The 25,609-nt window shown below is 34.3% G+C and carries 23 protein-coding genes and 2 other annotated features; of the genes, 7 read left to right on the top strand and 16 right to left on the bottom strand.

Features of this window, described 5'->3' with window-relative positions; genetic code table 11:
* The first annotated feature begins 315 nt into the window (after positions 1-315).
* From ACQKM9_RS04565 to ACQKM9_RS04555, 3 genes are all read left to right on the top strand, one after another.
* On the top strand, positions 316-1,716 hold the full coding sequence (locus ACQKM9_RS04565; protein ID WP_427733072.1) for an HD domain-containing protein: 1,401 nt from the start codon (positions 316-318) through the stop codon (positions 1,714-1,716).
* Positions 1,717-1,929: 213 nt separating this feature from the next.
* Positions 1,930-2,853, top strand: a complete 924-nt coding sequence (locus tag ACQKM9_RS04560; protein ID WP_427733070.1) for an LCP family protein — start codon at positions 1,930-1,932, stop codon at positions 2,851-2,853.
* Positions 2,854-3,053: 200 nt separating this feature from the next.
* Positions 3,054-3,584 (top strand): hypothetical protein, encoded by a 531-nt coding sequence (locus ACQKM9_RS04555; protein ID WP_427733069.1) that lies wholly within the window; start codon positions 3,054-3,056, stop codon positions 3,582-3,584.
* A 662-nt stretch (positions 3,585-4,246) separates the two neighbouring features.
* On the opposite strand, the gene ACQKM9_RS04550 is transcribed toward ACQKM9_RS04555, so the two are convergent.
* A complete protein-coding gene (locus ACQKM9_RS04550; RefSeq protein ID WP_427733067.1) occupies positions 4,247-4,618 on the bottom strand; it encodes an rRNA methyltransferase in 372 nt (123 codons plus the stop codon).
* A 377-nt stretch (positions 4,619-4,995) separates the two neighbouring features.
* Positions 4,996-5,739, bottom strand: a complete 744-nt coding sequence (locus ACQKM9_RS04545) for a class I SAM-dependent methyltransferase (protein ID WP_427733065.1) — start codon at positions 5,737-5,739, stop codon at positions 4,996-4,998.
* Between the two features lie 433 nt (positions 5,740-6,172).
* Here ACQKM9_RS04545 and ACQKM9_RS04540 point away from each other — a divergent pair, with 433 nt between their 5' ends.
* Entirely contained in the window at positions 6,173-6,595 is a 423-nt protein-coding gene (locus tag ACQKM9_RS04540) for an NUDIX hydrolase (protein WP_427733063.1), read from the top strand.
* A 176-nt stretch (positions 6,596-6,771) separates the two neighbouring features.
* Here the strand turns inward: ACQKM9_RS04540 and ACQKM9_RS04535 are convergent, their stop codons facing one another.
* From ACQKM9_RS04535 to ACQKM9_RS04520, 4 genes are all read right to left on the bottom strand, one after another.
* Positions 6,772-7,875 carry an ABC transporter substrate-binding protein gene (locus ACQKM9_RS04535; RefSeq protein WP_427733061.1) on the bottom strand — a complete coding sequence of 368 codons (1,104 nt, stop codon included), beginning with the start codon at positions 7,873-7,875 and terminating at the stop codon, positions 6,772-6,774.
* A gap of 20 nt (positions 7,876-7,895) precedes the next feature.
* The gene (locus ACQKM9_RS04530) at positions 7,896-8,642 is read right to left on the bottom strand and encodes an ABC transporter ATP-binding protein (protein WP_427733389.1); all 747 of its coding nucleotides are present in this window, start codon (positions 8,640-8,642) and stop codon (positions 7,896-7,898) included.
* 37 nt (positions 8,643-8,679) lie between these two features.
* Positions 8,680-9,501 carry an ABC transporter permease gene (locus ACQKM9_RS04525; RefSeq protein WP_427733059.1) on the bottom strand — a complete coding sequence of 274 codons (822 nt, stop codon included), beginning with the start codon at positions 9,499-9,501 and terminating at the stop codon, positions 8,680-8,682.
* Positions 9,502-9,690: 189 nt separating this feature from the next.
* On the bottom strand, positions 9,691-9,849 hold the full coding sequence (locus tag ACQKM9_RS04520) for a YpzG family protein (protein WP_083446066.1): 159 nt from the start codon (positions 9,847-9,849) through the stop codon (positions 9,691-9,693).
* Positions 9,850-10,267: 418 nt separating this feature from the next.
* On the opposite strand from ACQKM9_RS04520, the gene ACQKM9_RS04515 reads away from it, so the two are divergent.
* Complete coding sequence (locus tag ACQKM9_RS04515) at positions 10,268-11,530, top strand: glycosyl hydrolase family 18 protein (RefSeq protein WP_427733057.1); 1,263 nt, start codon at positions 10,268-10,270, stop codon at positions 11,528-11,530.
* A 242-nt stretch (positions 11,531-11,772) separates the two neighbouring features.
* On the opposite strand, the gene ACQKM9_RS04510 is transcribed toward ACQKM9_RS04515, so the two are convergent.
* The 8 genes from ACQKM9_RS04510 to trpE form a co-directional block, all read right to left on the bottom strand.
* Entirely contained in the window at positions 11,773-12,588 is an 816-nt protein-coding gene (locus tag ACQKM9_RS04510) for an MBL fold metallo-hydrolase (protein ID WP_427733055.1), read from the bottom strand.
* A 158-nt stretch (positions 12,589-12,746) separates the two neighbouring features.
* Positions 12,747-13,340, bottom strand: coding sequence for a hypothetical protein (locus tag ACQKM9_RS04505; RefSeq protein WP_427733053.1), 594 nt, complete (start codon positions 13,338-13,340; stop codon positions 12,747-12,749).
* A 238-nt stretch (positions 13,341-13,578) separates the two neighbouring features.
* Positions 13,579-14,220: a hypothetical protein gene (locus ACQKM9_RS04500; protein WP_427733051.1), complete on the bottom strand. Its 642-nt coding sequence runs from the start codon at positions 14,218-14,220 to the stop codon at positions 13,579-13,581.
* 256 nt (positions 14,221-14,476) lie between these two features.
* A complete protein-coding gene (locus tag ACQKM9_RS04495; RefSeq protein WP_427733050.1) occupies positions 14,477-14,890 on the bottom strand; it encodes a GyrI-like domain-containing protein in 414 nt (137 codons plus the stop codon).
* Positions 14,891-14,904: 14 nt separating this feature from the next.
* The gene (locus tag ACQKM9_RS04490; protein WP_427733048.1) at positions 14,905-15,348 is read right to left on the bottom strand and encodes a DUF1801 domain-containing protein; all 444 of its coding nucleotides are present in this window, start codon (positions 15,346-15,348) and stop codon (positions 14,905-14,907) included.
* Positions 15,349-15,550: 202 nt separating this feature from the next.
* Positions 15,551-15,991, bottom strand: coding sequence for a hypothetical protein (locus ACQKM9_RS04485; protein ID WP_427733046.1), 441 nt, complete (start codon positions 15,989-15,991; stop codon positions 15,551-15,553).
* A gap of 358 nt (positions 15,992-16,349) precedes the next feature.
* Positions 16,350-16,937, bottom strand: a complete 588-nt coding sequence (locus ACQKM9_RS04480; protein WP_427733044.1) for an anthranilate synthase component II — start codon at positions 16,935-16,937, stop codon at positions 16,350-16,352.
* On the bottom strand, positions 16,934-18,322 hold the full coding sequence (gene trpE / locus ACQKM9_RS04475; protein ID WP_427733042.1) for an anthranilate synthase component I: 1,389 nt from the start codon (positions 18,320-18,322) through the stop codon (positions 16,934-16,936). The genes ACQKM9_RS04480 and trpE overlap by 4 nt, the downstream gene beginning before the upstream one ends.
* A 67-nt stretch (positions 18,323-18,389) precedes the next feature.
* Positions 18,390-18,601: a binding site (T-box leader), on the bottom strand.
* 210 nt (positions 18,602-18,811) lie between these two features.
* Between trpE and ACQKM9_RS04470 the strand changes: the two genes are divergently transcribed.
* On the top strand, positions 18,812-19,768 hold the full coding sequence (locus ACQKM9_RS04470; RefSeq protein WP_427733040.1) for an alpha/beta hydrolase: 957 nt from the start codon (positions 18,812-18,814) through the stop codon (positions 19,766-19,768).
* A gap of 187 nt (positions 19,769-19,955) precedes the next feature.
* On the opposite strand, the gene ACQKM9_RS04465 is transcribed toward ACQKM9_RS04470, so the two are convergent.
* Together ACQKM9_RS04465 and ACQKM9_RS04460 are read right to left on the bottom strand one after the other, a co-directional pair.
* The gene (locus ACQKM9_RS04465; protein WP_427733038.1) at positions 19,956-20,705 is read right to left on the bottom strand and encodes a hypothetical protein; all 750 of its coding nucleotides are present in this window, start codon (positions 20,703-20,705) and stop codon (positions 19,956-19,958) included.
* Between the two features lie 162 nt (positions 20,706-20,867).
* Positions 20,868-23,096: a S8 family serine peptidase gene (locus tag ACQKM9_RS04460; protein ID WP_427733036.1), complete on the bottom strand. Its 2,229-nt coding sequence runs from the start codon at positions 23,094-23,096 to the stop codon at positions 20,868-20,870.
* A 345-nt stretch (positions 23,097-23,441) separates the two neighbouring features.
* Positions 23,442-23,700: a binding site (T-box leader), on the top strand.
* A gap of 81 nt (positions 23,701-23,781) precedes the next feature.
* Between ACQKM9_RS04460 and lysS the strand changes: the two genes are divergently transcribed.
* Positions 23,782-25,338 carry a lysine--tRNA ligase gene (gene lysS, locus ACQKM9_RS04455; RefSeq protein ID WP_427733034.1) on the top strand — a complete coding sequence of 519 codons (1,557 nt, stop codon included), beginning with the start codon at positions 23,782-23,784 and terminating at the stop codon, positions 25,336-25,338.
* Positions 25,339-25,609 lie beyond the last annotated feature (271 nt).

The raw sequence follows: 25,609 nt of genomic DNA, 5'->3' as shown, positions 1-25,609 counted from the left end.
CGGTCTAAAAATCCTTAAAATCAGGTATTAAGCCAAATATGTTCCATATTCAATAAGTAGAAAAACGGTTAATTAAAACATATTCAGCATTTTTAAGATGAAACAATCTACACAAAAAGAGCCATTATAGACGATTCTAATTGTAGGCAAGTTTCTTTTTAATGGAGATTTGGATCGACTAAGAAACCTTAGAAATTAAAAAGGCGTATAAAGTCATTTTCACATCAATGGTTTCGTATATAAAACTTACTACATTACTTTTATTGTAAAATTAACCCTTAATGTTATAATTATAGAAAAAATGGGGTTGATATCATGATAGATGCTTTAAAAGAGCGTTTAATTCAACTGAGCAATTATCTGACACAAAGTGAAATAGAGCTATTAGAAAAAGTTATTACTTTTGCTGATAGGGCACATCATGGACAAAAAAGGGCTACAGGAGAGCCTTATATCACGCATCCGGTAGCGGTATGCGAAATACTTTTGGAATATAGGGCTGATATAACCTCATTAATTTCAGCATTACTTCATGACGTAGTCGAAGATACGGATATTTCAATCGATGAAATTCAACTTAAATTTGGTAAACAAGTCTCTACCATTGTAGAGGGCTTAACCAAAGTCGAGAAAGGTTTACTCGAAAAAGAAGAATACAGTGCCATCAATTCAGAAAAATTGCTTACTGCTTCTATTATTGATATTAGAGTTGCTGTCATTAAGATTGCAGATCGATTGCATAACATGAGGACCCTTTCAATAAAAAAAGTTGAAAAGAAAATCCCTTATGCAAATGAAACAATTATCTTTTTTGCACCTCTTGCTGAGCGACTAGGATTGTACAGAATTCAAGAGGAGTTGGAGGCATTATCATTCAGTTATTTGAACCCACCAAAGTCTATTACAGTTCAAAGGTTAATGAACAATTACTCTGATAAATTTGCGGGTATCTTTTTAAGGTGCTCTGCGGAAGTACAAAGGGAAGGGTGTTCTCTAATTATAGGTTTGGATTGGGGTAAAGAACCCTTATACCGATCTTATTGCCTCTTACTAGAAGAACACGCTATATCTGATTTATTCTCAATAAAAGTAATGACAAATTCACCACTGAATTGTTATACTGCACTTGGAATAATACATAATCTATATACACCATTAGAAAATCAATTAATGGATAATATTGCACTAGCGAAAAGTCCTTTTTTAAAACAATTAAAGACCAAAGTACTTGTCGACAATATTGAAGTAAACTTTATAATTCAGTGTGAGTATGATAAAAAACTAAATGATACCGGGGTATTTGCATTATTAAAGAATGATTTATCAAGTAGTGAAATTACAACTTTAAGTAGAGATTTGTTAGGGGATGCTATACACACAGTAAAATCCATTTCAAATTCACCAATCGAATTTTATGATTTAATAGCTTTCGAATTGCTTCAAAGGGTAATTACTGTTTATACACCTAAAATGGATGCCGTCTCTTTACCTAAAGGCTCAACGATTATCGATTTCGCATTTACATTAAATTCTCAATTAGCTAAATATATGTCTGCTGCTTCGGTAAATGGCGCACTGAAGCCCATACATCATGTACTTAATGATATGGAAATTGTAGAAATACTTACGACAAATAAAGAAATGGTCAGAGCTGATTGGTTAGTTCATGCTCAAACTTCAAAAGCAATTAAAGAAATTAATGATTTATTAAATTAGTAATTAAATAGGGTTACTGTCATGGAGTTGCTGAAGCAGCTCTTTTTTGTTGACCTTTCAAGAAAAATTTTTATAATATTCTATGGCAACCATTTAAACAATTCTATCGTTATAAGTATTAGATTTCATGATTTTCACTAAAATTATGAAATTTAAGGAAGATTCCAATAATAAAAGAAGTTAATATATATTAGAAAGATTAGGAGAATGAAGATGGAAGAAAAAAAGTGGTATAAACAGAAGAAATACCAAATTATACTTGGTATTGTACTGTTATTAGTAATAGGAGTAGGTGGCTACGCATTTAGCCTATATAATTCTTTCAATTCCGCTCTTGGTAACATGCATGAGCCTGTAAATAAAACAGATAAGAGAGTAAATGATATATCTATTAAAAAACAAGATCCATTCTCTGTATTATTGTTAGGTGTAGATGAAAGAGCTAATGATTCCGGTAGATCAGATACAATGATCGTCCTTACAGTCAATCCCAAAGAAGAATCAGTGAAAATGTTAAGTATTCCTCGTGACACAAAGACTGAAATCGTAGGGAATGGAACAGTAGAGAAAATTAATCATGCTTATGCTCGTGGCGGATCAGAAATGGCTATTGCAACAGTAGAAAACTTTTTAGATATCCCAATTGATTATTATGTGAAAGTAAACATGGAAGGCTTTAAAGATATAATTGATACGTTAAATGGTGTCACAGTTGTAAATGATATGGATTTAACATACAAAAACTATCACTTCCCGAAAGGCGAGATAGAGTTGAATGGTAAAGAAGCGCTAATATTCTCTCGTATTCGTTATGAAGATCCTCGAGGAGACTTTGGTCGTCAAATTAGACAAAAGCAACTTATTGAAGCCGTTTTAGATAAAGGAACAAATCTATCGTCGTTACTAAAATTAGACAATATCCTTGGTAATTTAGGAGATAATATTAAAACGAATTTCACATTGAATGAAATGTTAAATATTCAGAAACAATATAAATCATTGAATAAAAATATAGAGCAAATTCAATTTGAAAAAGGCAATGGAGGAAAAGAAGCAGGGGTATGGTACTATTACCCTGATGCAAATGAGCTAAGTGAAATTAAACAAACGTTAAACACTCATCTTTCATTAAAATAGAACCTAAATACAAAAACCCCGTATCCTTTGTGGAATACGGGGTTTTTGTATTTTATTTAATAACGAATATATTCTATTAAGACATAAGTACCTCTAGAAAAAGGTCATATCACCATAAAAAAAATTGTATAAATTAATGAGCACATTTTTCTTAAAGACATCGAAGATTCTCAAATCGTAAAAAAAGAGGGGGAAATCAGATGGATTTTGTTAGAGACTACGCAATGTACATGGCGATTTTCGGTGTGTTTGGATCGAGCTGGTTTGGATGGGCACAGGAAAAACCGAGAGAAAGCTGGCGAAAATATCTTGGTATTGCATCGGTATTCTCGCTTTTATTAGGCTTAATTGGCATTTATTTAAGCGTGACTAATTGGCATGAACCAAGCGCATTGTCGGAAGCGGGTGCATTCAAGAGTTACTTAATCTACCTGTTTGCCGAATTCATCGTAGCAGGGATCGGCTCTTTCTTATTGATTAAAAATAAAAGAAAAGACTACGTGGCTTCTTGGGTAGCCTTTATCGTCGGCATACATTTTATCGGGTTAAAAAGCATCTTCCAAGATTCCACTTTATATCTCTTAGCAACTTTACTCATAGTAATCTCAATCATTTCAGTATTTCTCTCTAAAAAGCTTAAAGTAGCCAATAGCGCTATAACCGGCATCGGAGCGGGTATAATACTGTTTTGCTTTGCGATATTAGGATTAATACGGTTTATAATGGCTTAATTAAAAAAGTATAAGATGAATTTCTAAAATATTGAGAACAAGAAATATACCTGTCCATTTCTTGTGGCAATAGCTGCAGGAATTTTAGACAATTAATCAACATAAAAACAAAGCAAAAAATACTGCGTTATCTATCTGTTATTAAAAGTTATTTTTGAGCCTTTCTGAAGGGTTTTAGCTAAGAGGGTAGGGAAGTGTTGTATTTATCGTATATTACGCTTCACGATTCTTTAAGAGGCCTTTATAACGATAGTAAGGTTACCTGAAGTTATCTAGTCACATTATTAATGAGAAAATCAAATTATAATGTGACTAGATATTTATTCAAATTGATTTAAATCGTTATGTTCCTGTAAAATTCTGAAAATACATTTGATGTAGTCCATTTTTTACGTTGTATTAAAAGAAGGATGTGAAAAGGAGCATATTGGTAAAACAAATTTTCAGGATATTATTGCTGACTGAACTGAAGTGAACGAAATAGTTTCAGTAGGTTAAATGAGTTCTTGAATGAGTTAAATGACTTTCAACTAACCACCATTTCACTTTAAATTTCAAAAATATCTCACTGTTTCAAGTATACTTATTGAATGAAACATAACTTCCTATAATGTATATTATGTTCGGGGCGTTTTGTAATTTAGAGTAAAAGTGAAATTCCATCACTCTACTCTATGTTTGTAACTCGCATTTTTCACATCTTCTAGATCTATGTATTGTACGCTGTATTCAATGACATCGTTTATGTATACTTGCTGCTGTTTCGCAAAATCCTTCATAGCTTTTAAAAGATCTGCATCGTATGTTGTCTTATACTGCACTCGATCAGTTGGTCGAGTGGCTTTATCATATACGATTGTATTTTGATTTAATACTGCTTGTACACCTGATTCCAACAAATAATTGACATGGGTATCATAATCATCAGCCATTACTTTTAGTTTTTCCAAAACCGCAGCACTGATATTCGTGCGAAATTTAACTCTGGCTATATCTGTTGCTTGAATCAATTTCCCATTTGATAATTTCCACATAAAAAACACCATCTCCTAGCTTATTTTTAATAAAAAGTGCCCTTTCCCTAGTATACAAACGAATGTTCTTATGTGCAATATGCATGTTCTTAGTACTTTACACCGTTTTATTCAAAAAAATGGATAAACACCTAATTAAATGGTGTATTTTTACACAAAATGCATTATAATTACATCTGTTTTATACGAAAAATGCCCTTTTTACATACGAAGAACATTTGTTCTGTATGCAGAAAAAGGGCATAATCAGAATAAAATATTTGTTGAAAGATAAATTTACTTCAAAAACACCATATAGAGATCATATATTACCAAGTGTGTTCCTGCCCTAAATATATCAAAACAGTAGCTTTTTGATTGCATAAAAGTTGCCATGATTAGAGAGTCACTTTTCTTGCCTTTATGATTAGAAAAGATGGTCGACGAAGTTCTTTTTGCAAGCTTGGCAATTGGTTTATTGCTTCCTGAGTAGGTATCGGCTCAATTATCTTTTCTATTTGTAATTGCTTTGAGATAAGTGTATTAATGATGGTTGCAAATGTTCGATGATATTTGATAACACTGTCAATATACCAATGTTGGTTTCTTTGCCCTTCTTCCTGGTAATTGTCTATTGCATAATGTAGAAGTCGTCTTTCATCAATACTAATCCAGTTATCCATCTCTTTTCTTGAAGTAACAATTGGATGTTCCATTGAAAAAATAAAAAAACCGTTTTCACATAACGCATTTGAAATTTTTGATGTTATCGCTTCGAAGTCCTCCATATAATGAACTGCAAGTGAACTATTTACGATATCAAAACTTGAAGGTGCAAAGTTGATATCCTCTATCGCTTCATTTATATATTGAATAGATTTATGTGAATTATTTTTACGTGCCATTGAAATCATATTTGAAGAGATATCGATTCCTGTTACATGTTTTGATCCTAGTTCTATGCAATAGCTAGCGAATTCCCCCATTCCACACCCGATATCAAGAATTTTTGTGTCCTTAAGTTCCGGTAAAAGCGCCTTTATAGTAGGTTGTTCAAGTAAGTCATTGTAATTAATACTAGATTGTCTAAGCTCTTTATAGCCATTAAAAAAGTCAGGGTGATCATAGATATTTTGTTTCATTACATACCTCCAAATTTTGAGGCATAACGTTATGCTATTTGTGCGCACCTTTATTTTCACATAGAAAACAAAAAAGAAATAGACTTATATTTAATGTTTTGGTAATATGTAGATAGAGGCATACTTAAAATATGAAGTTGTTATATACATACAAAACTGTCTAATTTAACTTTACACATACAGAAACCATCTAATCGACCAAAAAGATTAGATGGTTTCTTTTTATCTATAAATTATGGGTATTTATTCGTTACCTCTGTTTTCTAACACTTATGACGAAGTTACATATATGGGGAGCGAAAAAGTATTTATTATGAGTTAACCGCTAGATTCATAGAGTAACGAGTGTTTAACATATGTATTCATACACTTTAAAGGAAAAGCTTCTAGTTAGATAGAATATTAATATAACGCTTAATTTGGAGGGAAGTTTATGTTTATCGTAAATGTTGAAGGTGCAATTTACAAAAATGATAAATGGCTTTTAATTAGACGCAGTGAAAAGGAAGAACATGCTGGGGGCTCACTTTCTCTAGTGGGTGGTAAAGTTGAAGTAGATGGGACATCAACTGATGTATTAGAAAAAACATTAAAAAGAGAAATCTTTGAAGAAGTTGGAATTGAAGTTTCAAATCTTAGATATGTGAATAGTTCTTTTTTTGTTACGGAATCAGGATTAAACGTAATAGACGTTGTTTTTCAATGTAATCACGATTCTGGAGAAGCATATACTAAGTGTTTAGATGAGGTAGGCGAAGTTTGTTGGATGTCGACTGAGGAGATTTTACAAAACTCAGAAATACCAATTTATCTAAAGGAAAACATAAAGTTAGCTGAAAAGTTAATAGCTGTTTAAGTGACTTTATTGGTGAATAACATCTAGACAAAGACATAAATGGACGTAAAAGATAAAAAGTCGCTTTCACCTTGTTACGGTGAAAGCGACTTTGATTTATATAGACGCCCATAGAACGTTAAATTCGTATTATAGGCGGGTATCGTTGCAATTAAAACAAATCAAGCACGAGTAAATCAATATTCGCCAAGGATTTTGACGGCTTTTTCTGTGAGTGAAGTGTCAATTGCTTTGTCGAAGTCGAACTCCCCTTGTGTTGCACCATTTGCTTTGTACATATCATATTGTGCATGAATGTCATCAATACGCATTTTACCATCTGGATCAAGACCAGTTACAAATACTTTTTCCCATAGATTCGCATCTTTTAATGCTGTATGTTTTGTCATGATGTCGATGATTTGGTCTTTGTCTTCACCTTTGATGAACGCATCATTATAGTCACGCACACCTTTTAAATAAGCCAACATAAAGCGAAGTGATACGTCTTGTTCTTCAGTCATAAATTTAGGAGATGCTAATACTAATGCAATTTGTGAATCAGGCGCATAATCTGTTGTATCTCCAAAGCGTGTTAGAATGCCTTTATCGATACCTTGAGCAATTAATGGCTCAATACTTAGCGCAGCATCAATCGATCCATTTTGGAGGGCTCCAAGCATGCTACCGAAGTCATTCATTAGTGTGAATTTTACATCCTTATCCGTTAATCCTGCATGTTCAAGCATTCTTTGATAGATGTAGCCATCAATCGCATTTTTTGCAGAGACTGCAATCTTTTTACCTTTAAAATCTGAATAATCTTTAATCTTATCTTTCATATGGTTACCAATAACAAATGAGAAATAGGATTTTCCTGGTACGTTATGCCCTTTATCTGCAATAATTTTAACGTCAATTCCCTGTGCAATTGCATTAAAGAAAGAGGCTGTTGATATTCCTCCTGCAATATCTACTTCACCCGCTGCAAGTGCAGGTAACATGTCATCACTATTCGCAAATTGAGCAAATTCTACCTCAATATTATAATCCTCGAAGTAACCTTTCTCTTTAGCGATATAAAAACCTGCTCCTGATGCCGCTCCGTCCTCTGCAATAACAACTTTCGTTTTTTTACTTAAAGCAGCCAAATCGCCAGACGGATTATCTTTACTTACTTCATTATTGTCTTTCGTTCCTGTAGTTCCCTGATTACCTGTTTCTTTATCCGAACACCCTGCAACGAACATCGCAAGGATAAGGAATGGTATAAATAAACCTAACTTGAACCATTTCCGCATGTCATGCCCCCTTTTACAAATTACTTTCTAGATTTTTGCACTTCTTCTTGCAGATGCTTCCAAATGTCTAAAAAATGTCCTGCTGTACGATGGTCAGCTCTAATTTGCTCTATATTTCTCGGCCTTGGCAAATCATTTTTAATCTCTTTTATGATTCTACCAGGTTGCGAGCTCATCAATAGAATTCGATCGCTTAGTAGTAAAGCTTCATCAATACTATGCGTTATAAAAAGCACCGTTTTCTTCGTTTCCTCCCAAATAGACAGTAGCTCTTCTTGTAAAATGAATTTGTTCTGTTCATCAAGAGCTGCAAATGGTTCATCCATCAATAAGATTTCCGGATCATTGGCAAATGCACGTGCAATACTTACACGTTGCTTCATACCTCCAGAAAGTTCTTTTGGATAGAGAGTTGAAAACTTTTCGAGGCCAACTTTTTCTAAATAGTAAGAAGTACGCTCTTTGATCAATTCAGCTGGCAGATGTCGCATTTTCAGACCGAATGCAACGTTCTCTTCTACGGTTAGCCAAGGAATGACACCTCTCTCTTGAAAAACCATTGATTGCAGAGGTCTATTTTCTTTCCCTTCAGCAATCTTAAATTCACCTACACTCGTTGTTTCAAGTCCTGCTAAAATACGGAGTAACGTTGTTTTTCCGCAGCCACTCGGTCCAACCAGACAAACAAATTCGCCCTCTGAAATATTAAGAGAAATATGATCCAAAGCAGTGACACTACTATTTTTCTTGTAAAATACTTTCGTCATATCTTGAATTGAAATTTTAGTGTTGTTTTCCACTGCTTCACCTCCAAGATAAAATCTTATTCTGCAGTGCCCTTAGCAAAAGTGAAAATAAGTAGCCGAAAAATGAAATGAGTATAAGCCCAACGAACATCTCTTTTAACATAAAGGCTTTATAAGAGGTCCAAATTAAATAGCCTACACCTGATGTAGCGCCCATCATTTCAGCTGCCACGATTGTTAAGAGTGCAATTGCCTGCCCCATTTGAATACCTTCCATCATAACCGGCAATGCCCCAGGGAATGCAATTTTTAAGAAAAAATCCTTAGAGCTAGCCCCATAATTTTTGGCGACATCTAAATAGATGGAGTCGATATTAATGACCCCTGCCGTTGTATTGATGACGACTGGGAAAAAGACGCTACCAGCAATCGTTACAACTTTAGAGAAGTCTCCGATTCCAAATAGGATAATGATAATGGGTAACAAGGCAAGAGTAGGAATGGGCATAAGCGCCATTACAATAGGTGAGATGAAGTGCCTGATTGGTGAATACAGCCCCATCAATAATCCGATAACAACGCCTGGAATAACGCCAAGTAAGAAACCCGCAATAATTCGGTAAAGAGAAATACCAATATGATGAAATAGCTCACCACTCATTGCCATGGAATAGAACGTACTTACAATTTCAGATGGCGGTGGGAAAAAACGTGCATCAAGCAAATTAGTTTGGGATAGGAACTCCCATAACAGCAAGAGAAAAATAGGTGAAGCGATTGTAAGCATCTGCTTCATGCGTTCTTTCAGTTGTCTTTTCTTCCATTCCTGTTGTTCAACTTCGACAGGATTGTAATTATTAGTCATTTTATCGTCTCTCATTCTTCACCACCTCTTCATACAAATGATATGTACTTTGCCCTCAAAGTGTGTCACGGGCCTATTAGAAAAGGAATAGCGCCTAATTGTTAGAACATTAATGAAACTGAAGAAAAAGAAAAATTCATCGTAAAACACAAAAAACCCGGAAATTAAATTCCGGGTTTGATTGCACTTACACCTTCATGATCGTTATAACTGTGACTGTCGTGATTTCGCTGAAGTTCTCAAGAGTTTGTTATGCAGAGTTACCTCCGTTTGTCCATTCACTTGAGATTTTTGACGCTTATCCCTTGTCCAGTTGTGGTGGATTTGTTGAGATTTTGGATCTAAGTGTTCCGGCCTACTCATCGTGTTCCGCCTCCTAGTCATGGTGGATTTATAAGTGAAATCGTAAATAGTATAACTCGCATACGTTTTAATATACATTCCGAAAATTAGTATTCGTTTCCATTAGACTCAATTAGGTAAGTAAGTTGCAACTTCTATAAAGATTGAATCCACTTTTCTGCATAGAAATAAAAGATATACACCACAACAAAAAACACATTTATGACTATATTCCATTCTTTCTTCTCAATATCGCGAATACTGAGTATTAAAAGTAATATACTAGCAAGAATTCTTGTATGAATTGTATCAAAATACAATCACATCTGTTAAGCTGCATTGTTACTTGTCATAACATCATTTACGTTTGATTTCATAACACAATATTAAATAAACGCATATGATAAAGGGTTAAATACAGATAAACAGAGGTGAATCATTGTTTATATATGTAGTAAAAGCGGGCGATTCTTTATTTTCCGTGGCATCAAAGTATCAAGTAAATATGGATAGTATACGGATTACAAATGGTTTAAAAATACCAAATATTGTACCAGGGCAAGATTTGTTAATTCTAACAAATGTCTATATTGTTCAACCTGGTGATTCCTTGTTTACAATCGGTCAAATGGCTTTAGTTCCTGTTGAAACGATAAAGCTTTATAATGGTTTACATTCAAATAATTTGTCCATAGGTATGCGATTATATTTGCCTCCTAGAAACAAATATAGGACAGCCAATTTCAGCTATTTAACTCCTACTACACCAGCAAGTGATATAGAATTGATTAATCAATTTGCAGATAGTAATTCTTACTATGGTGTTTTTGAATATCATATTTCAAATGACGGTACATTGAGTCCATTGTATCTTCACAGCATTAATACATTAAGTCGGCAAAAACAAGTAGCACCAATTGCTGTTATATCCAACTTAACGGAAACAGGTTTTAGTTCCGCTGTAGCAAGAAGTATTATTAGTAATCCGATTATACGAGATCAAGCAGTGAATAATATTTATAACGTAGTAAAGAACAATAATTTTGCGGGCGTCAATATTGATTTTGAATTGTTGAAGGATTATGATGCCGAAAATTATGTGACTTTTATTAGAATGGTGAGAAATCGTTTAAGTCCAGAAGGTTATACTACATCTGTTGCATTACCTGCTAAGACTGATGATACCACCCCTTGGACACAAGGTTATGATTATAAAGGAATCGGTGCTGCCGCTGATTTCGTCTTTCTAATGGCCTATGATTTTCATCATGGAGGTGGTGAGCCAGGGCCTGTGGCACCAATAAAAGAGGTACGACAAACAATTCAATATGCCAAAAATCATATGAATGCTAATAAAATTATTTTAGGAGTTCCAAATTATGGATATGATTGGACGATGGCTGGGGACGGTTCTGTCATTAGTGCACGTGCGATTGCTGTAGGAGATGCGGTGAATACTGCGATGATTAATCAAGTACCGATTCAATACTCCAATCAGTATCACCAAGCTCACTTTGAATATTGGGACGCATTAGGCAATCGACATATTATTTGGTTTGAAGATTCAAGGTCTCGCGCACAAAAGCTTCAATTAGTAGTAGACTACAAATTAAAAGGAATAGGTATTTGGCAATTAGGGTTAGCATTCCCTCAATCGAATTATTTAGTGAAGCATTTTTTGAGTAAAAGAACAGTTATTTAAATTGACTAGAAAACAAAGTGAATATATTAGTTATTGTAGCTATATTTATAGATTATTAATCGCTACATGTGGTGGAGTCACATGAGTCTGATAACAATAATTGAATTGACCTTTATTTTTGTATTTATTTTACTTATTGTTTACACGAAAGCAAATTAATAAATAGCAGAAATGATCATATAAGAAAATATCATGATTAAAAATAAGAAGCACATTAACCTGTGCTTCTTATTTTTTTAGCTTTACCTGCTTCCTTCCACAAAACCACGGACAATATGAATGGCTGACCATTCACCTTCAGATGTTTCAACGATAGGATACACCCTCGGAAATAGTTGGGCAGTTATTTCCTCAACAGGCATACCTTTCTTATGCATATTGATAATTTGAGACTGCAACGCTTCTAAATGTTCAATCTTGTTTGTTATTTGCTGATGGCCATCTTCTATATAACCTGCATGACAACAATACATATCTTTAAAATCATAAGTTAATAATTTCTTTAATGAATGTAGAGTATCGACGATGTTTTCTTCTACTAAAATTACATTCGTTTTTTCCCGAATAAACAAATCGCCAGTAAATAATGCACCAGTTTCTTTGTTTAGGAAAGCTAAATGGTCTTTAGTATGTCCAGGTGTAGCAATTACATCCCAAGTCGCATTTCTTGATTGGAACGTCTCTCCAATTGCATCGGCATGAAATGGCTCGCTTTGTCCCCAAAAGTGCTGACGATACTTTGGATAGATATATTCTTTACTACAACGCTCAACGGAATCTTTATGAATATAGAAAGGGATATCTCTCTGTTCTTTTAACCAAGCTGCACAACCAATATGATCCTCATGGAAATGCGTGAGCATCACTTGCTCAAAATCAGCTTGTTCGAAAAAAGGACGAAATGAAGGAAACAAAGATTGTGCGCCTGTATCAATCAAAACGCCGTCTACTGCAAAACTAAACACATTCATCTTCACCGGTCCAAGTCCAATTGTACTATTCGCCAGTTGTACATCATTATGCATTGAAACATCTATTGATTGTTCTAGTTTCACCATCACATTCTCTCCTTTATGTTTCATCCCTTATATTTTATCAGAAAATTCATACTATAAATATATAAATAGATTAATCCATTCATGAAAAACAAAAAAGCAGGGTAGCTACCCTGCTTTATAAAAATTCAATTGCACAAATATTATTTATTCGCGGCGGTTTAAAATGCTTTTAGCTCTTTTTCAAATGTTGCTTGATTTAATAGAAGTTGCATACCTTTTGATTCATCTATCGCTAGTTGCATTTGCTTTTTATAATTTTCCGGATTTTTCAATTGCAGTGCAATTTCTGCTTCAACAGCGTGAGTCATCCATGCTTGGTCAAAACTATAAGAGCGTGCTTTTTTATAATTTTTTTGTAAGACGTCGGCAAGTGCTAAATGGTAGCTTCTATTAGGTTCTCTTTTTATCTCCTTAGCAAACTTAATCGCATTTTCATATTGCCCAAGTCGATAACAACGTAAAAATTCAAAGCTATTACGAAGATCTGGTTGCTTATATTTCTTAATGATACGATCTATTTCTTTCATTTCATCTTCTAGCGTACCTTCTTTTACTGCCAGTACATGTGCGAAAAGTGGATTTCTACGTTGATTACGCATCGCTCGTTCAATTTTCTTCGCATCTTTAGATAAGTACATAATCAGTACATTATTATAAATCACGGCACCCACAGCAACTATGAAGACGACTACTATGACCCATGTAGGAGCATTAAACCATGCCAGTACGAAACCAATTATCGCTAAAAACAAATACAATAAAACTAACCTTAAATAATACAATCTCTTCACCTCGAGCTTATTGTACATTAATTTAAAAAATAAAGCTTTTGATAGATACACAAAATTACTAAAAAAACGTAGAGTACAATACTCTACGTCTGACACTTGTCCGATATATTTTTCAAAATACTTGATAATCGCTCCCAGCATTGATCTATCTACTAAGTAACGTCGTTAGGAATCTTCATAGTCACTAAAAGCAAACATATTATTTATTTTCGTCGACTTTAAAGGTTGATAGTTCTTTTTCAAATGCTGCTTGATTTAGGATAAGTTGCATACCTTTTGATTCTTCAATCACTAGCTTCATATGTTTTTTATAGTTTTCAATGTCATTTAACTGAAGTGCTATTTCAGCTTCTATTGCGTGTTTCATCCATGTTTGGGCGAAAGTATATGCGCGTGCTTTTATATAGTCTTGTTGCAGCACATCTACAATAGCTAAATAAAAGCTTCTAAAAGGCTCTTTTTCAATTTTCTTTGCAAATTGAATTGCCTTGTCGTAATCGTTAAGTTGATAATTTTTTCTGAATTCTAAGCTATTACGAAGATCTGGTTGTTTATACTTTGCAATGACACGTTCGATTTCTCTTAATTCATCTTCTAATGTACCTTCTTTTACTGCTAATACATATGCGAAAAATGGATTTTTCTTTTGATATTTCATTGTTCTTACGATTTTCTTCGCATTTTTCGAGAATTTCACTGTATGTATATGGTCATAAATAACTGCAATTCCAGCGAAAGCATTGATGGTCATTACAATCCATGTTGGTGCATTAAGCAACCCAAGAATGAAACTAACCAGTATAAAAAATAAAAAAAGAAATATAAATTTTACATAAAACAAATAGTTCACCTCCACCTTTATTGTACATTATTATTGTGAGATAGTGTTTTTTTCTTTTATGATGAAGGCTAGAGTATTTTCATTTTCAGGGCAATCAAACAACGCACTTTCGCTTTCTATTATTTCAAGCGGAATTTACTTATGATGGCAAATAAAAAGATACTAGCTGAATCAACTACTTTTCCAAACGAGTAATCTTTGATCCAAATTTCTTCCCACAAAAAAGACGTAGAGTATTATACTCTACGTCTTTCTCTTAAACGATTGGCACCCAAACTTCTATATCGTGTAAATCTTGTCCGATATATTTTTCAAAACTCATAGATGGACGATGTGTAACATCCTGATTGCTGAATAATTTTCGGAATGTCTCTTGAATCTGGCCGATTCCATTATCAACTTTACCGACTAAATAACGACCTTTTGGAATCTGCACAGTCACTGCTGTAATGTCATCTGGTAGAAGATGATCGTCAATACCTGCGACATAGTCTAAGCCGTCTTCATTCATTTGAATACAAACACCATATGATACATCCTGCGATACGTTATAGCCTTCAAGGACATTGGCAAGTTCATCCCATTTCTCGGGAATATCTGACGTTTTACCATGATGAATACTTAAACCTTTCACAACAAGCCCATCAATTTCTTCAATACGTGTCTGCATTCAAAACACCCCTTCTATGCTCTTTTAAGTTGCTTCTCGTACAATTCTATCCATTCATCTACTGTCATTTTACTAACGAGCTCGGCAATTAATGCATATGGTATATTCTTGGCATTCGAAAACCTTATGCAACTCTTGCCCATATTGAGTTTAGTAGTCATATGTTTCGGATATTCTGCGACAAACCATTCTAGTAGATCTGGCTTTGCATATATACCCATATGATACAATGCAATATGATTTTTTTGAGCAGCTACGCCTATGAATGGTAGTGGCTCTTCAGGACTGCAGTGATAGCCATTAGGATATATTGACTTCGGTACTACGAAGTTCGGCATCGTATACTGCATGACCAATTCAAAACCGGGTGGTAAATTTTCTTGCACCGTTTCGAAGAGTTTTCGAAACGCCTCACGCCTGTTTTCATCAACTTGTTCAATATAATCTGAGATTTCCAACTCCAGCCCTCCTTTTCCAATTATTATACGCAATAATATTGAAAATACAAACAACTAATTACTTTTTATTGGATATAGCATTAATTTAAAAAAAGAATTATCCAGTGAAAAGGATAGCTTCATCCATATCGCACTGCTGAAGATTGCAAAATAACAAATATGATATTAGTTTTATTCCAACTTTCAAGGGATTTTTGTCTGTTTAAAATAGATTTTCAATGTATTTATAAATAGATTTATCTTTAAATTCATAAAGGTTTGCATTATTTTCACTACCCTCATAATTAAAAACAGAAAAGGCCTGATTATTTTCAATTCGTAATCCGAATTTTCTATCACCAGCTATCCATATAGTAATCCAGTAAGATTCATCTATTTTACTAGCACTTTCTTTTACTCTATTTATTTCCGCTTCGGAAATGGTGGCTACAAATACTTTGATGTCTTGTTCTTTAGTATAAAGAATTTGCTTACTATCCGATCCTCTTATAAGTTCTATTTGACTTATAGCTCCAACGTCTGCTTCTTCCCAAAACTCATTTTTGAAAGAAGCTTTAACTATTCCACTAAAGAAAATATAACAAAAAACAAATACAATAATTAAAGTTAATGAGATAACAAAAACGCTCTTATTTCCTTTCATTAAACCCCTCCATCTCATCACTTTATTCTAACTTTTGGGGATTTATAAATTTTTTATGTCATTCTGTGAAATTTATATTTTACGAGACAATTATGAATGCTCGTTTTATATGAGGAAGTTACAAAAAACGGAAATGTAAATCAGAATTCAGAAAAAACAATCTGCAAAGGGAGATATGTTACATGTTTTCACACTGACGTATTAGTGATAATGATTTCTCATTAGAATTAAAAAAGTAAGTCAGCGTATTATTGCTGATCCAGACGGTACAGAATATAGTACATCTAGACTTCAGACTAAATGAAAACCCAATTCTCTCAGTAATAATTACGAGGGAATTGGGCTTTTTTATGATTAGTTATTTGTTATAAACAGTACTAAAAGATTCAATAAACGCTTGAATCATGCAATCCCCTTCAGGTGTACCAATGGATTCGGGGTGAAATTGCAGGCCAAAGACTGGATATGTTTTGTGTTGAATAGCCATTATCTCTTTATCATCAGCAGCGGTCGCAGTTACTCTAAAGGCTTGTGGTAACGTTCTAGGCTCGATCACTAGTGAATGATACCTCATAACAGAGAGCTGGCCTTGAATGCCCGAGAATAAGCCTACTTGCTCGTAATTAACTAAAGATAATTTACCATGCATGATATTTTGCGCCTGCACTATATTTGCACCAAAGGCTTCTGCAATCGATTGGTGACCTAGGCAAATACCGAGAATAGGAAACTCTTTATAAAGCTCTTGCACAATCTGTACAGAAATACCAGCTTCATATGGCGTACCAGGTCCTGGAGAAATGATAATAGCCTCTGGTTGCATATGACGGATATCATCTATAGTCAGTGCATCATTTCGCACGACTTGAACTTCTTTTCCTAAGGCACTTACTTGTTGATAAAGATTGTATGTGAATGAGTCATAATTATCGATTAGTAAGATCATCTTCGCACCTCCAAAAGTGCTTTTGCTTTATTTAGCGTCTCCTCGTATTCGTTTTCTGCAATTGAGTTATAGACGATACCAGCACCAGCTTGCACATGTGCTAGGTCATTTCGAACAACCATTGTACGTATAGCTAATGCCATATCCATATCACCGGAAATTGAAATATAGCCGACTGCTCCGGCATATACACCACGTTTCATTGTTTCTAACTCATTGATAATTTGCATTGCACGAATTTTAGGTGCGCCTGACACAGTACCAGCTGGTAAGCAGGTTGTTAGTACATCTAACACATGAATATCGTCTTTCAACTCACCTGTCACCTCAGAAACGATGTGCATGACATATTTGTAGTATTCAATATCCATATACTTTGGTAGCTTCACTGTGCCGATTTTCGAGAGTTTGCCAATATCATTTCTTCCAAGATCGACTAACATACGATGTTCGGCAATTTCCTTTTCATCTTCAAGTAAACCTTTGGCAAGTGTATCGTCTTCTTTAGTTGTTTTACCACGAGGGCGTGTTCCGGCAATCGGATTCGTAGTAACATGTCTGTTTTTAACCTTGACTAAACTTTCAGGTGAAGTACCTAATATGATATAGTCTTCAAAATCCATATAAAACATATATGGTGAAGGGTTAGATGTACGTAATTTTCTATATAAAGAAAATGGATTGCCTGAAAATGGCGATGAAAAACGTTGTGACAGCACTACTTGGAAGATATCACCTCGTTTAATATGTTCCTGAGCTGTTTTGACCATATCACAAAACGACTCTTCATCTATTGTTGATTTAAAGTCTAAAGTATCTTCTTCCACTTCAGGCTGTGATACAGTTGTCAGTTGTAGGCTTGTCACAATCTCTTGAATATTTGCTTTCATATCTTCATGACTACGATCACTATTAAACAAATCAATCGCAACAATTGATACCGTTTGATGTAAATGATCATAAATAATAAATGTATCGTAAAAAAGCATATGCATATTCGGCATGTCTAGCTCATCTGGCAAAGAGTTACCGATTTTTTCAAAATAAAAGGCGGTTTCATAACCAATATAACCTATTGCTCCACCAAAAAAGGCGAATGGATAGTCTTCCGTATTTAATGGCAGCATTTCTTTTAAAACGTCAAATGGAGATCGTTGTAATTCATTATGTTGCCCTTTTTGAAATATTACCGTACCGTTTTCCGAACTTTTTAACTCCGCTATTGGATTCAAGGCGATAAATGAATATCGGCCACATTCTTCGTGTTTAGCGGACGATTCAAAAAGCATTTTCTTTCGACCTCTCACTGCTTGGTAAATGGATATCGGTGTCAACATATCCCCTTGAAGTGTTACCATCTCATACTCTCTCGTCTTAACTGTCATTTGCTCAAACTCCTTTTCTCAGCTCATCTCAAGTAACACAAAAAGCCCTCCAAAGAGACTATTCTCTTTGGAGGGCGGAAATTCCGCGGTACCACCTCAATTGCAGCAAAAAACGCTACCACTATAAGCGATATAACGATTCGCCAATCGAACTGCCATACTCAACATTCAAGCAGTCACTCAAAGGTCCATTCCATAAGTTGCTACGTATCGGTTTCCACCAACCCCGACTCTCTAACCGCGCATTCCTTATGTACTAATCCTTATCTACGAGTTCAGTTATACAATTGTGTGTAAAATGTTACTTGCATTAATTATAAAGAGAAGTGTCATAAAATTCAATCATTAATTTTGAGGGACTTCTCATGAAAATAAAACAACTCATTGACATCTTATAATATTCGAAAGTGACAAAACTATTTCAAATTACTACATATGCTATACTTTGAACTATAAAATATGAATAGTTTAGTATAAAGGAAGTGTCTTATGAAAAAATTCAGTATTATTTCTTCAGTAATTATCGTCATATTAGTCATTGCTTACGGCTTAGTCGGAAATTATTTTTACAATTTTGCTTTAAATGCTAATACGGAAAAAGAATTTTTAACTGGTAATCCGCATTTAGCTCAATCGGAAGCCGTTTCAGCCGAAGTAGCAAAAACAAGTGAATTAGAAGATGCTGCCTTTTCAAAAAATCATCCACCTATTACAACAAGTATTGTATCTTCAGATAAATTAACATTAAAAGGCCATTTATATGAAAACAACAATTCGGATCATAAATGGGTCATTATTGATCATGGGTATACCTCGAATAACACTCTAATGGTTCGATGGATCCGCAATTTTCATGAAAAAGGATACAATGTATTAGCACCAGATCTTCGTGGACATGGAGAAAGTGAAGGAGATTACATCGGAATGGGTTGGGATGATCGGAAAGACATGCTTTTATGGATCAAGACAATTACTGATAAAGATCCAAAAGCTGAGATCGTCTTATTCGGAATTTCCATGGGAGGAGCCACTGTCATGATGACCTCTGGCGAGAAATTACCCTCAAATGTCAAAGTAATTGTTGAAGATTGTGGTTATTCATCGGTTATGGATGTATTTACATATCAGCTTGATGACTTGTTTAAATTACCAAAGTTCCCTGTCATGAACGCGGCGAACACGGTAACGAAAATTCGTGCAGGATATGATTTAACAGAAGCATCTGCCGTCAAACAAGTGGCGAAGAGTAAAACACCTATGCTATTTATCCATGGCGATAAAGATACATTTGTTCCTTATGAAATGCTGGATGAAGTTTATAATGCGGCAAATGTTGAAAAAGAGAAACTAATTATTCCAGGTGCAGGTCATGGTGAAGCTGAAAAAGTAGATCCAGAAAAGTATTGGAATACAGTCTGGGGGTTTGTGAACAAATATATTGATTAATATAGAGCAACTTTGATCTGGGAGTAAGTGCTCCCAGGTTTTTTGCAATAAGAAGAGAAAATCTTGTAATACCTCATAGTATTAGAGTTTATTAAACCTCTAACAAATGATGAAATGACGTAATAAAAGCCTAATTTAGGCATTGTAACCCGAAAATTAGGCTTTCTTTGTAAATATGATTTGAATGTTACGTTTTCACAGTAAAAAATGCCAAGATATAACGTAAATAATGCCTTGTAGTTGTTATTCGCTCTTCTAAGGATTTAGCAATGACATCATAAAATGCCGTCCCAGCGTCTGTCCCTTTTAATTTTCGTACAGTACGTCTTTCATCAGGCCAATAACCAATGAGCAAATCCGTTTCTTCCATTTCACGTGCGATTTGATATAAATAACCGTTTGAAGGGGTCCAACCAAACACATCTTCTAGTTGTTGACCTACTTCTGCCATATAAAAAGATGATCTTGTTTGACTTAGTTTAAGTGCCAAATAGCGTACAATATCCTTTACTGATATAAGTTTGGAGAAATAAGCACGAAATTCTTCTGGAAGCGGATGGTTAGGTGCTTCTGGTTTATCCCCGTTTTTTGTTAAGGCATAATAAAAACGATCCAATACGAGTATGATTTCATGGAACTGCTGGAAATAGAGTTTTTCGTATCTGCGCAACCGTTCAATACCTAGTTCAGTAGCATGATAGAATAGACGTTTTTGTTCTTGCCTCACTTTTAATGCTCCATCTGCTTCTAGTTGTTTAGCAATACGCGCGACATATTCATAGCCAACAGGGCGTCCAGGGAAGTCATTTTGAAAGGCTTTATGTACTTCAACAGAATAACATTCCCTTTGTTGTGTTTTGAATAGCCAATATAGTGCCACTGTGTCCTTTATGCTAAAGCCGACTGTTTGTTGGAACGTTTTTTGTTTCAAATTCATCACCTTCCACTTAATAGTTTTATTTCCATTTATTATAAACCTCGTTAGTCTATATGTTCAACAAAAAATATACCCCTATATATACTCCCCTCCCCTTTTATTTTCACCCACTTAATTAAAGCGATTTAAGAGGCTAAGAGACCTATATAGAGGCATATTTTATTAGGATTGGACATTAATTAAAGTACTTTTACTCCGATTATGCGCTTGATCAATAGAGTAAAACGAAACAGTTGAATTTCTCTTTAACTTTTTAATTTTTAACGTAAATTTACCTGAAGATTTCACTTCGGTTTTAGCCAAAATCGTTTTCCCTTTGCTCATTTCGATTATTGTAAACGGTTCAGCAATACCCGATATGATAGTTGAGTTACTTGTTACCTTGTTTACTTTTGGCTTAGCTGGTGCCGTTTTATCGATAACTATCAGTTTTTTTACTTGGCTCGTATTACCTTGTTTATCTGTAATATAGACGGATAATTGACTATTTGCCTCTTGTTTTTTTATAGGAACAGTATAACTACCATTTGATTGGACGGAAGCTTGAGCTATTTTTTTATTGCCTTTATAAATTAAAAAAGTCGAATTTGCTTCAGCAGTACCGCTTACATTTGTACTCCGATCAGATACTTTTTTTACTAAAGGTGAATGTAAGACTTTCTTCGCAGGTGTTTGAATGGTAATTGCTACTCCTTGCGAAATATTTTTAGCTTCGTCTTCTGTTTTCACTTCGATTTTATACGTTTGACTAGGGTTTAAATTGCGTATTGTATATGTAGCTTCTTTCGTCGTAGCTACTTTCTTATTATTTACGTATATTTTAGACTGTCTAAAGTCTTCGGTTGATGGCTTTCTCCAATTAATTGTCGCAGCATTAATTTGAATTGATGACGCTATTAATTTTGTCACCTCAGCAGGTGGAGTAATGTCCTTTAACGTATGCAATTGCAAATCTGTGCCATTGGATGATCTTCCATCTCGGCTTACAACTTTTAAAGTAATTTTATAGTCTTTTGATGCCTGTAATTTTTTTATTGTATATTTGTTTTCAGTAGTGGATGTGACAAGTTTATCGTCTATGAAGATGGCTACTTTTTTAGCGTTTGTATCATTTGGTAATGAAAAACTAACAGTCGCTGTATGATCTGTAACTTTTTCGATTTGAGGATCGACCAAATCTTCAATGACTAATTCTTCGGCTTGTGGGTATTGAACTAGCCCATGTCCATATAAATTGTCAACACCTGTTATACCAAGGTCAATTGCCTGTTCATTTAATTTTGCACGTAATTCTTTCGCTGATAAAAATGGATATTGCTGTTTTAATAGAGCGAGAATACCTGTAACATGTGGCGCTGCATATGAAGTACCGCTAGCATAAATCAATTTGCCATCTTTATTAATCGTTGGTACAACTTCCCCTGGAGCAGTAAGATTCATAGATGAACCTGTATTAGAGAACGTGCTTATCTTTTGCTTAGCATTAATAGATGATACAGCAATAACTTGACTATATCTTGCAGGATATGTGACATTTCTATCATTGCCATCGTTACCAGCTGATGCAACAATTAAAATACCTGCGTCATAAGCTTTTTGAACGGCATTTCTTAGTGCTGGTACATCAATATATAAACCAGAAGAAATATTAATAATGTCCATATTGTTTGCAATTGCCCAATCAATTGATTTGACGATTTCTGTTGTAGTACCACTCGTTGTACCATCCGCATATTTCAAAGAATACAATTGGATATTTGGTGCAACCCCAATAACATCAGTTGTTTTTTGGTCTTTTAAATATCCACCAACTTTTGCTCCAATGACGGCAGCTACTGATGTACCATGACCATTATTACTAATACCTCCGCGATCCACATTGTCTGATTCTTTAATAATTGTTTCTGGTAAATCCCTCACAAAGGATACTCTTCTTTCAACATTCGGCAAATCATCAATGAGATTAATCCCTGTATCAATAACCGCTACTTTAACTTTATTGCCAAAAATACCGCTATCCCATGCTATAGGCGTATTTAATAAATTTAAATTCCAAGTTGGTACTAGTAACGGTTGAACCGGTGTATCCAAATTAGCTAAAGTCATAGGTGCTTCTTTTGTATCAACAAATTCAATGTTTGGATCTTTTTTTAAGTCAGACAGTTGTTGCTCTGTTAAAGATGCTTCAACCATTTCCACATTGTCCAGTACCTCACTGACATCTTCAACGTCACCTAACACTCTCTGCTTACCTTCTTCGTTTTTATATGAGATCAAAGCATTGATTGTATTTTCTTCAGCGTAAGCGGTTTGATGGTTATCGGATAAGGTCCATAAAGCTGTTAAAGCAAAGCATGAAATACTTATATTCTTCCATAATGACTTCTTCACTGTTATGAGACCCCCTTTCTTCATTTTTTTAGCATAAAGTCTAATATTATGTATATTTTATTCTACTTAATAGACTTTCACAAATCTAATCTAATTTTAGTTCTATTAAACTTATATGTTTCAGCATACCTAATCTTAATATTGAATACTGTCTTTCAACAATTAGGTGCAATTTGAACTATTGGATAGAATAATCAATTAAAAAGAATCAATAATAGCTTGCGCCTATATTTCTGATGAGGTATTTGTAAAATAATACTTGAAGTTCGTTTTCCATTTTTTTAAAGATTACCTTAAATTTAGTTGAAAAGGAAAAGTGATTTTGCTATTATCAATAACAATAACTAATAAGCGATGAAGAGAAGAGTAAATAAGAAGGAACATTACAGAGACCCTTGATTGGTGAAAAGAGGGATGGGAATTCTTATTGAACAAAAACTCCGAGCTTCGTACGGATCTAAGTTTAGATTTACTTAGGGATACTACGACGGATTCTCCCGTTATAGGGATAGGGTATCGCACTTTGGCCGTACCTGATAAGGCTTGTTGAGTGATCAATAAGCAAACTGAGGTGGTACCGCGAATTCAAACTCTCGCCCTCAAGACAAATGTCTTGGGAGGTGGGAGTTTTTTTATTTTCTATTCATTCTTTAATGATTGAAAAATTCTAAGTTGAGGTGATTATATGCATTGGGCATATCAAATTGCAGAAAGATTAATTCAAAAGTATCCCACAAAAGAGGTTTTTACTTGTGCTTCAGGGATAAGTCCTTCGGGTTCCGTTCACATTGGGAATTTTCGTGAAATAGTAACAACTTTTTTTGTTGTAAAAGCATTAGAAAGTATGGGGAAAAAAACACGATTTATTTTTTCTTGGGATGATTTTGATAGACTAAGGAAAGTTCCACAGAATGTATCTTCATCTTACGAAACGTATATTGGTATGCCTTATTCGGATGTTCCAGACCCTTTTGGTATAGAATCGTATGCTAGTCATTTTGAAAAAGAGTTTGAACACTCATTACTAGCATTAAATATCGAACCTCAATTTATATATCAAAATATTGAATATCGCTCTGGACGATATGCACCATATATACGAACTGCATTGCAGAAACGTCTTGAAATCTATGACATACTTATGCGTTTTAAATCTAGCTCTCCAATAAAAGAAGAACGTGAAACTTTTTATCCAATTACATTGTACTGTAATGTTTGTAACAAGGATACGACTACAATAAGCTCTTTTAATGCAGAACTAGAAATTTTTGAATATGAGTGTACTTGTGGAAACAAAATATCTCAAGCTTTATCAGATAGCAACAATATAAAGCTCAACTGGAAAGTAGATTGGGCAATGCGCTGGATGGTAGAGGATGTTGTATTTGAACCTGGGGGGCGTGATCATTCCTCTACTACAGGAAGTTACAATGTGTCCAAAGTTATAGCAAAAGAAATTTTTGATTATGAAGCGCCTGACTATGCTGCATATGAGTTTATAGGATTAAAAGGCACAAACCAAAAGATGTCTAGCTCTTCTGGGAACGTTATCACACCAAATGAATTGTTAAATGTTTATACACCAGAACTTATTCTATTTATGTTTGCAAAATACAACCCAAATGCTGCTTTTAATATCGGTTTAGATGAAGACGTAATACGTAATTACTCAGAGTTTGAACGGTATCAATCTTCCTATATTCAGGGCTTACTAAAAGATGAACACTTAATACATTCCTTAAAATTAGCGGGAGCAAATAGATTAGTAAAACAACCTAACTTTAGCCAAGTAGCTAGTATTTTCTCGTTAATTGGTTTTAACAATGATTTATTACACGCATCTTTAAGTCAAACAGGTGAAGATTTTACAATTGAAGAAATAACACGTATCAGCTACCGAGTAGCTCATTGGATTAACTATTGGAATTCTAATCGCCTTGTAAGCATTAATGAAGAAAAAAATACGTTGTACTACAATAGTCTACCTAAATTGCAACAAGAAAAAGTGAAACAGCTTGCTGATTTACTCTCATTGAAACCTACCTTAACGGCGGATACTTTAATGAAAAAAATTTATGCCATCTGCCACCAGGATGACAAAAAAAGAATGCGCGAATATCAGAAAGACTTATTTAGAAATGTTTATCAGCTAGTGATGAATGAAAATAGTGGGCCTCGATTACCTTTGCTTATTAGTGCAGTGGGTAGAAAGAAAATAATAGAATTACTTACTTTCTCATAAGTTTAAAATTCAACTATTTAACATGAATAATTAATCATGTTAAATAGTTGTAAGAATCACTTTTTCAACTTTTCAACTATTTTATAAAGTAAGCAAGTAACAATGTTCAGAAAAAATAAAGTGGTTAACTGTAACGTTGAATTCACTAAGACGTACAAAAACAAATCCCAGTATGCTTCACCTGGAGGGAAATCTCCCCACTCAAGTGGATCCATTTTTAATATAATTAATGATATAGAAAATGAAAATGGAAAAGAAGAAACTTATGTAC

The sequence above is a fragment of the Viridibacillus sp. NPDC093762 genome (genome assembly GCF_050279675.1).
Taxonomy (GTDB): domain Bacteria; phylum Bacillota; class Bacilli; order Bacillales_A; family Planococcaceae; genus Viridibacillus.
Note: the sequence above shows the minus strand (reverse complement) of the source record. Positions and strands in the feature narration are given on the sequence as shown.